Below are 13,057 nucleotides of genomic sequence, written 5' to 3'. Positions count from 1 at the left end.
ATACATCCGCGCCGTGCGCGTTCTTTTTCGCAACGACGACCTTTTCCGTTTCGCGCGAAGCAAGGCGCACGCCGATCGATTTTAAACCTTTTTCTTCGTAATCGCCCGCGTTGAAGTTTTCTTCAAGAATTTTGACGCGCGGCTTGTGGGTATATTTAAGCGTAAACTCGAATTTTTTGCGCGTATCCACATGCAGCAATTCCATGCCTTCGCTCACAATAAAATAATCGCGATTCAATATGAATTGACCGATTCGGCAGCGCTTTATAAAACAGAATTTCGTCTTCGGGTCGCGGAAAATAAGTGTAAACAAAACTTTCGACAATTCGTCCTTATCCGCCGAGCCGCAGTACCACATGCCCTTGTCTACAAATAATTTTTCGGGCACATCGCAGACGGTGTAAATACCGCTTTTACGTAATACGACAATGCGGTCGTACGGCGACACTTTAAACAATTCGGTGCCCGTAGCGACGGCGGTACCCACATAACCGGTTTTGGAATCGTAGCGCAGCGCCATGTCCTTTTTTACCACTTCGCGCACGTCCACTTGGCTGAAACCGGTTATCTGCGTTTTGCGCTTTGTTTTTTCTTCGTCGAGCTTTGCCAAAATACCGTCGAGCCAGCTGAGCGCATAGGCGGTAAGATTTTTCAAAAGTTTGGCAATTTCTTTAAGGCGCGCGTTTATTTCTTCAACTTCCTTGCGGTTTTTGTTTATATCGTACAGCGATATGCGCCGGATGGGAATTTTCAATAAGGTTTCGACGTCCTCTTCGGTTACCGGCCGGACAAGTTCGGCGGCAAAGGGTTTAAAACCTTCGATAACGGCTTTTACGACGGTTTCGGCGGTTTTCATTTGTTCGATTTTTTTGTAAATGCGCTCTTCGATAAAGATGCGCTCAAGCGTGCGCAAATGCAGCCGGTCGGTTAAGTTCGCCTTTTCCAATTCCAACTCGTCTTTTAAAATGCCGAGGAGCTGCTTTGCGTGATGTTTTATAACATCGGTTGCGCTCATAACCTGCGGCATATTGTCTTTTATAACGAGCAGATTGCAGGATACGGATTGTTCGCAGTCGGTAAAGGCAAACAGCGCATCCACCACTTCTTCCGAATACACGCCGCGCTGCAACCGGATTTCGATTTCCACCTTGTCGGTCGTAAAATCGTTAATCGATGCGATTTTTACCTTGCCGCTTTTTGCCGCCGCTTCGATGGACTGCATAAGCGTTTCGGTATTGCTGCCGGCGGGAAGTTCGGTAATTACAATGCGCTTGGGATCGCTTGTGTCGAGCTTTGCGCGCGTTACGATTTTTCCCAATCCGTCCTGATAATCGGACACGTCGATGAGGCCGCCGGTCGGAAAATCCGGATACAGCTTAAAGGGCTTTCCGGCAAGGCAGGCTTTTTCGGCTTCGATTACTTCGCGGATATTGTGGCTTAAAATGCGCGTGGACATACCGACGGCGATTCCTTCCGCACCCAAAATAAGGGCGAGCGGAAGTTTTGCGCGGAACGCGACAGGCTCTTTTCCGCGTCCGTCGTAAGAGGGAACGTAGTTCGAAATAGCCGGATTGTATAAAATGTCTTTTCCGATCTGCGTGCAGCGGCACTCAATGTAGCGCGCAGCCGAGGGTCCGTCGCCGGTGTAAATATTGCCGAAGTTCCCCTGTTTATCTATAAATAAATCTTTATTGGCAAGCACGACGAGCGCCCCGTAAATGGAAGCGTCTCCGTGCGGGTGGTACTTCATGCACTGCCCTACGACGTTTGCAACTTTGTGGAATTTTCCGTCGTCCAATTCGAAAAGCGTATGCAGCACGCGCCGCTGAACGGGTTTTAAACCGTCTTCCAAATCGGGGATGGCGCGGTCGCGGATAACATAGCTTGCATATTCGAGAAAGTTTTTATCGAACAGATTTTTAACGTATGCCATAACAGTCCTTTTTTATCCTTATGCGTCTATTTGCTCGAGCAAATTATGCACAATAAAATCGCGGCGCTGCGGAGTATTTTTGCCCATGTAAAATTCCAGCAGTTTGGGAACGTTTTTAAGCGACTGCACTTCAACCGGTACCAGACGCATATCGTCGCCGATAAACCGGCCGAATTCGGTCGGGCTTATTTCACCCAAACCTTTAAAGCGCGTTACGTCGGAAGAAGTTCCCAAATCGGCAAGAGCTTCGTCGCGCTCGGCTTCGCTGTAGCAATAGCGGGTTTCTTTTTTATTGCGCACGCGGAACAGCGGCGTTTCCAAAATAAAAACACGGCCGCCGGTTACCAGCTCTTCGAAGTAGCCCAAAAAAAAGGTAAGCAGCAAATTGCGGATGTGGAAGCCGTCGTTGTCGGCATCGGTTGCGATAATAATCTTATTGTAGCGCAAACCGTCGATATCGTTTTCGATTCCGAGCGCCATCATCAAATTGTACAATTCGGCGTTTTTATAAATATCGGTGCGCTTTCGGCCGTACATGTTTTCGGGTTTGCCGCGCAAACTGAACAAAGCCTGCGTCATCGCATCGCGGCAGCCAACCATCGACCCGGAAGCCGAATCGCCTTCGGTTAAAAAAATCATCGTATTTTCGCCCTTGGTGCCGTCTTCGGTATGATATTTGCAGTCTTTCAGCTTCGGGATTTTCAAAGCGATTTTTTTTGCCGCTTCTTTGGCTTCTTTTTTTACCGTGTTCAGCTCGGTACGCAGCTTTTCGTTCGCCGTAATTTTAAGTTCAAGCGCCTTGGCCGCTTCGGGATTGCGGTGCAGCCAATCGTCAACGGCGGACTTGGTTTCGGCGACAATCCAGCCCTTTACGTCGGTGTTGCCGAGTTTGTTTTTCGTTTGACTTTCGAATATCGGATCCTGAATTTTTACCGCAACGGCTGCGGCCATTCCTTCGCGCACGTCTTCGCTTTTGTAATTTTTGCGGTAAAATTCGTTTACGCCTTTTAAAAAGCCTTCTTTAAAGGCCGACAAGTGCGTACCGCCGTCCGATGTAAATTGGCCGTTTACAAACGAAAAAGAATTTTCACCGTATGCGTTTGAGTGGGTAAACGAAAATTCGATTTGTTTACCTTTGTAGTATCCGACCGGATACAAACTTTCACCTTCGAGCTCGCTGCTGAGCAAATCCAAGAGTCCCTTTTCGCTCACGTATTTTGCGCCGTTGCACACAAGGGTAAGACCCGCGTTCAAATACGCGTAATTCCACAAACGCCGCTCGACGAATTCCATGTTGAACGCGTATTGGCCGAAGATTTCGGTATCGGGAACGAATTCCACATAGGTGCCGTCTTTTGTGCCTTCTTTGATTTTGGCGGTTTTGTTTGAAATCAGTTTTCCTCGCTCGAAGATCGCTTCGGCGGCCTTGCCTTCGCGCACGGACACAACTCTAAAGTAAGACGAAAGCGCGTTGACGGCCTTCGTGCCGACACCGTTCAATCCCACCGAAAACTGGAACACTTCGCTGTTGTATTTTGCGCCGGTGTTGATAACCGACACGCAGTCCACGAGCTTCCCCTGCGGAATACCGCGCCCGTAATCGCGTACCTTTACGCGGTTGTCTTTTATTTCGACATCGATTCTCTTACCGTTGCCCATAATAAATTCGTCGACCGCGTTGTCGATCACTTCTTTGAGCAAGATATAAATACCATCGTTTTGGTTCGTACCGTCGCCCAAGCGCCCGATATACATACCGGTCCGCAGCCGAATGTGTTCGAGCGAACTGAGCGTTTTTATCTTCGATTCGTCGTATACGGGATTCGGTTTTTTCGTTTGTTTTTCACCCATGTTTAAAAGTATAACATAAATAAAGAGGAAGTGCAAAGGTTAAGAGGAGCTCGGTCTTTTAATCAACTTGCAATTTTCTTTTAAAAGTGCAATAATCCGCATAAAAAGGAGGCTGCGGCATGGCTAAATTACGCGGCGCTTTTACGGCGCTCATTACTCCCATGTTTGCCGACGGGTCGGTCGACTACGAAGGATTCCGTTCTCTTATTCGGTTTCAGCTCAAAAAAGGCATAGACGGCCTGGTGCCGCTGGGTACGACGGGAGAAACGCCGACGCTGCGCGAGCACGACGAAGAAGAGCGGCTCATCGATATTGCGATCGAAGAAACGGCGAATTTCAAAAAAGAAAACGGCGGCTATGTTCCCGTTATTTTGGGAACCGGCAGCAACAACACGCGCGACGCCGTTTACTACACCGAGCGCGCAAAAAAACGCGGCGCCGATTACGCATTGGCCGTAACGCCTTATTACAATAAGCCGTCGGACGAAGGTATCTTTTTGCACTTCGAAGCGCTCAGCAAAGTGGGCATTCCGATTATCGTATACAATATTGCCGGCCGCACGGGAAAAAACATCGGTACGGACTTGCTTATGCGCATAGCCGAGCTTCCCAATATCGCCGGCGTCAAAGAAGCGTCGGGCAGCATAACCCAAATGATGGACGTTATCGCGTCGATTTCGCGCGTAAAGCCGGATTTTTCCGTGTTGTCGGGCGACGACGCGCTTACCTTGCCGCTTATTGCCGCCGGAGGCGACGGGGTCGTATCGGTTGTATCGAACGTAGCGCCGGAGCCTATCGTGCGCATGGTTCATGCGGCCTTAGGCGGCGACATGGAAAAAGCGCGCAACATACACTATCGGCTTTTGCCCTTTTTTAAAGCGGCCTTTATAGACGGCAATCCGTCGTCCATAAAATACGCAATGAAAGTCAAAAACATGTGTTCGGGCGCACTCAGACTGCCCCTAACCGAAGTTACCGATTCGGCAAAAAAAATAATAGAAAACGCAATAAAGGAATGTAATATCTGATGAAAAAAATACCCGTAGGCGTACTCGGCGCAACCGGAATGGTCGGCCAGCGCTATATTTATTTATTGGCAAATCATCCGTATTTTGAAGTTGTCTATACGGCGGCAAGCAGCCGCTCGGCAGGCAAAACCTATGAACAGGCGGTTGAAGGCCGCTGGCTTATCGGCAGCGATATTCCCGAAGGCGTAAAAAAGCTTGTCGTTCAGGATGCTTCCGATGTGAGCGCGGCAAAGGGGAAATGCCGTTTTGTGTTCAGCGCACTCGAAATGGATAAGGACGCCATCAAAAAACTTGAAGAAGAATATGCGTCCTCCGATATTCCCGTTGTATCGAACGCAAGCGCGAACCGCTGGACCGAAGACGTTCCGATGCTCATTCCCGAAATAAACCCCGAACACACGGATATTATCGCCGCGCAAAAAAAGCGGCACGGATGGAACAAGGGCTTTATCGCCGTCAAACCGAACTGTTCGCTGCAATCGTATATGGCGCCGATTTTCGCGCTTATAAAGGCCGGTTATCCGGTTAAGCGCATGATCGTTACAACGCTGCAAGCGGTAAGCGGCGCCGGTTATCCGGGCGTGCCTTCTTTCGACATGATCGACAACATTGTGCCGTACATCGGCGGCGAAGAAGAAAAAACCGAAAAAGAGTGTTTAAAGATTTTGGGAACGGTACGGAACGGCAAAATCGAAAATGCCGCCGCCCCCGTCGTAGCGGCGCACTGCAACCGCGTGCCGGTTATAGACGGACACACCGCATGCGTCAGTTTGGAATTCGACCTTCCCCAAAAAGACAAACCTTCGCTCGAACGCATCGAAAGCGTATGGACTTCTTTCCGCTCCGTGCCGCAGGAATTGAAGCTTCCTTCCGCCCCGGTTCAGCCGATCCGCGTACGGCACGAAACGAACAGACCCCAGCCGGCACGCGACCGCGACACGGACAAGGGTATGGCGGTTACCGTCGGCAGGCTGCGCGAATGCCCCGTCTTCGACATCCGCTTTGTCGCCCTCAGCCACAACACAAAACGCGGAGCGGCCCTCGGCGGCATATTGAACGCGGAATTACTGTACGCAAAAGGCTTTTTTGATTAACCGCCGCACAACCGGTACACGCACGCGAGGTATTCTATGGCAGAAAAATATTTCCCGCTCGATAAAAAAAAGCTCGACGAATTGACTTCGCGCTTTCCCACTCCGTTTTATCTGTACGATGAAAGAGGAATCCGCGAAAACGCGCGGCGCTTAAAAAAAGCGTTCGGAATACTGCCCGGCTTTACGGAATTTTTTGCCGTAAAAGGCCTTCCGAATCCCTTTATTCTTAAGATCCTTGCCGACGAAGGTTTCGGCACGGATTGTTCGAGCCTTGCCGAACTTATGTTAAGCGAGCGCTCGGGTATTTCGGGCGAGCGCATTATGTTTACAAGCAACCAAACGCCCGCCGCGGAATACGAATATGCGTACAAACAGGGCGCAATCATCAACCTCGACGACATTACCCACATCGACTATTTGCACGGCGCGCTAAAAACCTTTCCGGAACTTATCAGTTTCCGCTACAATCCCGGCCCCTTACGCGAGGGGAACGCGATTATCGGAAAGCCCGAAGAAGCGAAATACGGCCTGACAAAAGCACAGCTTTTCGACGCGTATAAAAAAGCGGCCGATTTGGGCGCAAAACGCTTCGGTCTTCATACGATGATTGCCTCGAACGAGCTTTCCAACGAATATTTTGTCGAAACGGGACGTATGCTCTACGATCTATGCGTCGAATTAAAACAGACGCTCGGCATCGATATGGAGTTTATCAACATCGGCGGCGGTATGGGTATTCCGTACAAAAAAGAGCAAAAAGCCGTCGATTACGAAATTATTGCGCAGGGCATTAAAAGCGCGTACGAATCGCGCATTAAAGAAAATCCCCTGTTTGCGGGCAAAGAAATCCGGCTGTATATGGAATGCGCGCGCGTGATCACCGGCCCGTACGGCTATCTTATTACAAAGGCGATCCACGAAAAGCATATTTACCGCGACTACATCGGAACGGACGCGTGCATGGCCGACCTTATGCGGCCGGGCATGTACGGCGCCTACCACGAAGTACAGGTGTCCGGAAAAGAAAAGGCACAGGCCGACCGCGTCTACGATATCGTCGGTTCTTTGTGCGAAAACTGCGATAAATTCGCCGTGCAGCGGGCAATGCCCGAAATAAAAGTCGGCGATACGCTGATTATTTTCGATGCCGGGGCGCACGGAAGAGCAATGGGCTTTAACTACAACGGCAAACTGCGCTGCGGGGAACTGCTTTTGCGGCCGGACGGCTCGGTTATACAAATCCGCCGAAAGGAAACGATCGACGATTATTTTGCGACGCTCGACTTTAACGCACTCGATTCATTCAGCGCCTCGATTCATCCAGAACACCGGTAATCAACTTGTAGGCAAGGGAGCCGGGCTTGGGAATTTCCGGCAGGTTATTTTTGTCGAACCAGCGGGCATCGCTTATTTCGTTTTTTTGAATTTGTATGTCGCCGCTTTTCCATTCGGCGCGGAAGCCGGCCATGAGCTGATCGGGAAAGGGCCAGCTTTGGCTTGCGACATAGCGGAGTTCGGCAAGTTCTATGCCCGTTTCTTCAAACACTTCGCGGCGCACGCAGTCTTCAAGGTTTTCGCCGGCTTCAACGTAGCCTGCAAGACAAGTATAAATGTCGGTATTGCGTCGGCTGTGTTTAGCCAAAAGCAGTTTATCGCCCTTGCACACTTGCACGATTATTGCAGGCGAAAGGGACGGGTACACGCGATGCGCGCACTGAACGCACACGCGGGCGGTTTCGTCTTCGGCGTCTTTCATCGCATTGCCGCAATACGAACAAAAGCGGGTTTTCGCTTTCCAGTTGAGCAAAGCCGTTGCGCGGGACGCCGAAAAGGCAAAATCGTATTCGGCGGCAAAAACGCTGCGTAAAGGCAGCCAACAAAATCGGTCGCTTACGGGAGAATCTTTTTCGAGCCGGGCGGCCGTATAATCGTAATCGGAATCGTACAGCCAATCCGAGATGCAATGATGGCGCAAAAAGTGTTTGAGTACTTCGGTGTCGGGCAAAACGGCAACATTGTCGGCATACACAAGCAGTTTATTATCGGAAAACAAAAAAACTTTTCCCCCGGCGGCTTCGGCCGGATTGCTGATCAACGGCATAGATACACAATAGCACGATATACGGATTTATGCAAACCTTAAACGGGGATCTCCAGCTTAAAATCCGGCACGGCACGGTACGGTACAGCAGCGCTTTTTCCGAAACGGTATCGACGTTGCTTTCCGAAGGCCGGGGCGTAAAAACCGAAATCCTGTTTTTCCCGCGCCGTTTCGATTCATACAGAGCCCGGTCGGCTTGATCGATTAAATCTCTGACCGTAGTTCCGGTCGTTCCGGGAACAAACACCGAAAGCCCGGCCGAAACGGTAAGCATTGTCCGTATACCCCGACATTCGAAACAATGCTCTTCGACGGCGCGCCGTATGCGCTCGGCAACCAAAAACGCGGCGTTTTTATCGGTATCGTACAGCATGACGATAAACTCATCTCCGCCGTAGCGGCCGGCCATATCCTGACCGCGGATCGCTTCAAAGATGATTTTCGAAACCTGCTGCAGTATCGAGTCGCCGTATATGTGCCCGTATGTATCGTTGACGTTTTTAAAATAATCGATATCGATCATCAAAAGGCACAGCGGTAAACGCTCCACCGCGGAAAATTCAAGTTTATCGGTTAAAACCGTACAAAAATAATGCTTTAATTTCAAATGCGTCATAACGTCGATCGTCGACATTTCGATCAGCGTTACGATGTTGATTGCATTCGCCGCAAAGGAAGCGATGGCCATGATGTGTTCTTTTTCGGCCGTATCATACAGAGGGCACATACCCTGCCCGACCCGTTCGCCCAAAAGCAAAATGCCGTTTAAAGTCGTGCGCTGTCGTATGGGAACGATTAAGGAAGTTTTTAATGCGCCGAATTGCTGTACGGGCTCGCTGCCTTCAAACAACGCCGACAATTCACCGACCGTATGCGGCCGGTCAGTTTTGGCAAGATAATCGATAAGCGGATGTGATGCCGGAATCGAATAAAACACGGGTTCGTCGAGGCACAGCGCATTGTAGCCTTCTTCGAGCACGAAAAAATCGGAATGAAAACTTTTGTGAATGTAGACAGCCGCACCCGAAACGTGCATTTGGTACATACAGATATACAGCAATGTTTCTATAAGGGCTTGAAAATCAAAAATGGAATACAGACGCTTGGCAATTTCAAGCAGTTGTTTGGAGGCGGAAAGCTGCCGTTCGCAGGCGGTAATAAGTGCACTGACGGAAGCATTGCGAGGTTTCTTTTTTTGAATTCGAAAAAAGGAGCCTTTTCGTTTTCCCATTTAATATACCAGTTGAGACACGGGTACGATAGAGTAACCGGCCTCTGAAATTGCGCTTATCAACACCTCCAGTTTATCACAAATTGCACTCCCGTGGCAAGTCCCCATGGGCCCGCAGGGAAGAAGAACGACGGCTCCGTCGAACAATTCGGCACAAATATCGGCGATGCGTTCGGAAGACAAAAGAACGCTTTCGCCGTCTTGTCTGTCGCCCGCGCCGTCTTTCTGCCTGCCGCTTCCGCGGGAGAGGCAGACGATTTTATCGACAAAGGTATAACCCGCCTCTTTTCCGGCTTGCCGTATCAGGGGCGAAGAGCGGCAATAGGGCGCGTGCCAAAAAAGGCTTAAATCTTTGCCGGTTAAAGCGTAGAATTCGTCTTCGTTGCGCGCAAGTCCGCGCCGTATAAAATTTTCATCTATAATAAAATCGTCGGATAACAGATCGACACTCGTATAAAACAAAGAAGCGCATTCGTGGCCTTTTGCGCAAACGGCGCCGACCGATTCGGGGAAGCGGCGCATAAACTCGCCGTTGATAAAAAACGTTGCGCCAAGTCCGCGCGAGGAAAGCGCGCTTAAAATATACGGAACGCTATCCTTGCCGTTCAATGCGTCAAAGGCAAGGGCGACTTTCCCCTTCGGCCCTTTAACCTGTGCGTTCGCGGCAAACAGCGGCAGGTTCCGGCTCGGCCCCTGCAAAAAACGCACAACCGGAAAGTTTGCATAAAAAATCGAATTCTTTTGTTCGAATAAAATGCGCACTTTTTTGTTCATATATTTTCGTTTATGTTCAACGGAACCTTCGATTGGGCGCCACGTGCGGGAATTTTCGTCGTAGGCAAAGGTGCCTGCGCCGACAGTCGCCGTAACCGTTTTTCCGTCCGCGCCCCACGAAAAATCCCCTGCGGCCGACAAAAACAAAACGTCCTTTATACCGTCGCTATAATTCCACGCGCGTACGGTTTCGTTTCCGCCGACATACAGCGACGAGGAGGTGCGCCATGCAAAGGACACAACTTTTTCATCCGAATAAGACGCCAAAGTCTCCCACGTGTCCGGCGAATAAACGAATAGAGAGCCGTCCGCACAAAATGCAATCTTTTTTTTATCGGGCGAAAGCTGCGGTTTTAAAGCGCCGTCCGGAACGCTCAAGCGCACAAAACGCGATGCCGATGCGGCCTCGGCCGGCATGTGCAGCGTTTTAAGTATGTAGGCACCGCTTTTGCGTTCTCCGTCTTCGGAAAAATATTCGCTCCACACAATCGGCACCGTGTTAGCGGAAGCGGCAGCGCTTGCATTTACGTTTGCGCCCGCGTTTGTACTTGAAGGCGCGGTTACATTTTGCGCCGTCCAAAAAACGGCAAAGGATGAAGCCGCGCCGCTTACGGGCAAAAAGGCACAGTCGTACGAAGAATCTTCGCGCTCAAGATCGAAATAAAAAATATTTTTACCGGCCTGAACGATAACAAAGCGCATCCCCGTTTCGTCGGTCCAAAACAAATCGTTTTCACCGTCAAAACGCCACGGAAGACGCCCCGCAATTTTTCCGGTGCCGAGAACGGCGGCATATAAAGCGCGCGTATACAGTTCGTTCGTAAAAAGACTGAATATCAAATCGCCTTGAATATATATGAGTTTTTTCGGCGTCGCCCAGCTTATGCAGGAAATCGTTCCTTCTCCGATCGTGCGGAATTTTTCTTCGGCGAAAGCGGGGTCGAACGCGTTTTTCGGTTCGATAAAATACAGGCGTTTGTTTTTTTCGTAAACGAGAACTTCCGAATCGGGCGACCAGCGCACGGGAATGTCGGTAAAGCTGAAATCGGCTTTTTCGGCAAGCACGAATTCTTTACCCGTTTTTGTCGAAGCGAGCACCATGCTGCCCGAAAGCGCGTCGGTTTTACGGAACAGGCATATCCAGTTTCCGTCGGGACTGACCGCCGTTTCCATAAGATTGTCGCGCGCGCGATTTTGCGGCAGCGGATTCAAAGACGAAGTTGAAGAAACGCAATTCAGCGTTCCGGAACCCGTATAGATAAAAACGCCGTCGGCGTTTCCGATTTGAAGGAATTTTCCGTTTTGCAGCGAGTCGAGCTTTTGCGGAAAACAGGTCAGCAATTCGGGCGCTTTTTGCGAAGCGGCGGTCGCTTGCTTTGCCGCATCGATTTTTGCCGAATACAAATTTTTCCACGAAAGCGGGCCGCTTTTTATTGCGGCTGAAAAAAGCAAACCGTCGGCATCGTTCAAGTCGACATTTTCAAACACAACCTGCGCACATGCAGGTACGGCAATTGCATGCAAAATAAAGGCGGCAAACAAAACGCGCAAAGCGGCTTTTAAGCCTATCGTACAGGTGCGGCTCATCTTTTTTTCGGGGCCTCCATAAAGCGAATCAAATCCTGTTCTATGTCGTCGAGCGATTGTTCCATTTTGCTTATGCGGCCCGACAGTCCCTTTTCTTTTATATCTTCCAAACGCTCAAAAACCCGCGGAGCATTTTGAAAAGCCTGTTCGCCTCCGAGCCGCGACAAGCCGCACCACGGGCAATACACAAACTCGCCGTCGATTGTGCGGCCGCAAAAACGGCATATTGTTACCGATTGCATGCAAACTCCATCTTTAAAATCAAAACTTAAGCACTTGCGCAGGATTAATCAATTTGCCGTTTCTGTATACCGAAAAATGCAAGTGCGTTCCCGTCGAATAACCGGTATTTCCCGTGTGGCCTATTTGCGCTCCCTGAGCAACCCGTTCGCCTTTTTTAACCGACGCCGACGACATGTGCGCATATAAGGTTTGGTAGCCGTTTCCGTGATTTATTATAACATAATTTCCGTATACATTTGAATAGCCCGCGGCCGCAACCGTCCCCGACATTGCCGACTTTATCGACGTTCCGTACGGGACGACCAAGTCTATGCCGGTATGAAAACTGCGCACGCCCGTAAAAGGGTCTTGCCGCCAGCCGTATCCCGACGATATGCGCCACGAAACGGCCAGGGGCGCCGCAAACAATTCACCCAAAGCTTTTTTTAATACCGAAGAACTTAAACGGGCGCCCGGAATAAAAAGCTCGGTTCCGGCGTACAGTACCGCGGACGAAAGTTCGTTTACGTCGAGAATTTCTTCGACACTTACGCCGTATGTTTTGGCTATAGATTCCAAACTGTCGCCCGAACGTACGGTGTATAAAAGACCGTCAACCGACGGAATACGCAGTTTTTGCCCGGAGCGCAAAAGCCGTACGTTGTCTATATTGTTTATGGCAATAAGGGTTGAAATATTGCTTAAGCCGAAACGCTTCGTTATTGAAGAAATGCTGTCACCCGACTGCACGGTATAGCCGGTATAGCTTACGGGCAATTTAAACAAAGCCGCTTTTTCGGCACCGTCGATAAGAGAAATATTGCCGTTTCCGTCAAATTCCTGCGCTCCGGAATTAAGCGCAAAATTTTTCATTTGGCCTGCAAGCACCGGAACGTCATCTCGTACGTTCAACTGTACGCGCGAAGCGTATGCATACAGATAATTTACAAAGCGAAGGCAGCCGTCGGCTGCAACAAGCAACACTAAAGCGGCGGCAAAAAGCGTTTTCGCTTTCGGGACAACACGCGCAATATATTCCAAAACCTTTAACCCGCGCTCGGCAACGGCGCGGACAGAGGCGGCAACGGAAACGCCGAAGCGGTTGGGAAGACGCTGCGAGTTCAGCATTTCTTCGATAGTCAGCGCGCCGCAAAAAGAATAAGCTTGTTCGGGTTTAAAACAACTGATAATTTCCATATATACACTATCGACATAAGAGCGTGTTCATATTAGAAT

General features: G+C 50.0%; 9 protein-coding genes and 1 pseudogene. 3 read left to right on the top strand and 7 right to left on the bottom strand.

The window, feature by feature from the left end; genetic code table 11:
* Nucleotides 1-49: 49 nt before the first annotated feature.
* Together HMPREF9194_RS02205 and HMPREF9194_RS02200 are read right to left on the bottom strand one after the other, a co-directional pair.
* A pseudogene (locus tag HMPREF9194_RS02205) lies at nt 50-1,933 on the bottom strand (DNA topoisomerase IV subunit A); the annotation flags it as partial.
* An 18-nt stretch (nt 1,934-1,951) separates the two neighbouring features.
* Nucleotides 1,952-3,784 (bottom strand): DNA topoisomerase IV subunit B, encoded by a 1,833-nt coding sequence (locus HMPREF9194_RS02200; protein ID WP_051127910.1) that lies wholly within the window; start codon nt 3,782-3,784, stop codon nt 1,952-1,954.
* Nucleotides 3,785-3,903: 119 nt separating this feature from the next.
* Between HMPREF9194_RS02200 and dapA the strand changes: the two genes are divergently transcribed.
* The 3 genes from dapA to HMPREF9194_RS02185 are packed head-to-tail and all read left to right on the top strand — an operon-like array spanning nt 3,904 to nt 7,241.
* On the top strand, nt 3,904-4,812 hold the full coding sequence (gene dapA, locus HMPREF9194_RS02195; RefSeq protein WP_016524733.1) for a 4-hydroxy-tetrahydrodipicolinate synthase: 909 nt from the start codon (nt 3,904-3,906) through the stop codon (nt 4,810-4,812).
* Entirely contained in the window at nt 4,812-5,906 is a 1,095-nt protein-coding gene (gene asd / locus HMPREF9194_RS02190) for an aspartate-semialdehyde dehydrogenase (RefSeq protein WP_016524732.1), read from the top strand. The genes dapA and asd overlap by 1 nt, the downstream gene beginning before the upstream one ends.
* A 36-nt stretch (nt 5,907-5,942) precedes the next feature.
* On the top strand, nt 5,943-7,241 hold the full coding sequence (locus tag HMPREF9194_RS02185; protein ID WP_016524731.1) for a diaminopimelate decarboxylase: 1,299 nt from the start codon (nt 5,943-5,945) through the stop codon (nt 7,239-7,241).
* Here the strand turns inward: HMPREF9194_RS02185 and nudC are convergent.
* From nudC to HMPREF9194_RS11745, 5 genes are read right to left on the bottom strand one after another with little or no spacing between them, the layout of a single operon-like run.
* Nucleotides 7,210-8,007 (bottom strand): NAD(+) diphosphatase, encoded by a 798-nt coding sequence (gene nudC, locus HMPREF9194_RS02180; protein ID WP_016524730.1) that lies wholly within the window; start codon nt 8,005-8,007, stop codon nt 7,210-7,212. The two genes, HMPREF9194_RS02185 and nudC, sit on opposite strands and share 32 nt — an antisense overlap.
* Nucleotides 7,946-9,238, bottom strand: a complete 1,293-nt coding sequence (locus HMPREF9194_RS02175) for a sensor domain-containing diguanylate cyclase (protein WP_016524729.1) — start codon at nt 9,236-9,238, stop codon at nt 7,946-7,948. Before HMPREF9194_RS02175 ends, nudC begins: the two co-directional genes overlap by 62 nt.
* The gene (locus tag HMPREF9194_RS02170) at nt 9,239-11,599 is read right to left on the bottom strand and encodes a polysaccharide deacetylase family protein (protein WP_016524728.1); all 2,361 of its coding nucleotides are present in this window, start codon (nt 11,597-11,599) and stop codon (nt 9,239-9,241) included.
* Nucleotides 11,596-11,841, bottom strand: a complete 246-nt coding sequence (locus tag HMPREF9194_RS02165) for a zinc ribbon domain-containing protein (protein WP_016524727.1) — start codon at nt 11,839-11,841, stop codon at nt 11,596-11,598. The genes HMPREF9194_RS02170 and HMPREF9194_RS02165 overlap by 4 nt, the downstream gene beginning before the upstream one ends.
* Nucleotides 11,842-11,860: 19 nt before the next feature.
* A complete protein-coding gene (locus HMPREF9194_RS11745) occupies nt 11,861-13,018 on the bottom strand; it encodes a peptidoglycan DD-metalloendopeptidase family protein (protein ID WP_016524726.1) in 1,158 nt (385 codons plus the stop codon).
* Nucleotides 13,019-13,057: the final 39 nt, after the last annotated feature.

Origin of the sequence: Treponema maltophilum ATCC 51939 (assembly GCF_000413055.1) — a bacterium.
In the GTDB taxonomy this organism is placed as follows: domain Bacteria; phylum Spirochaetota; class Spirochaetia; order Treponematales; family Treponemataceae; genus Treponema_C; species Treponema_C maltophilum.
This window is presented reverse-complemented; position numbering and strand designations above follow the sequence as displayed.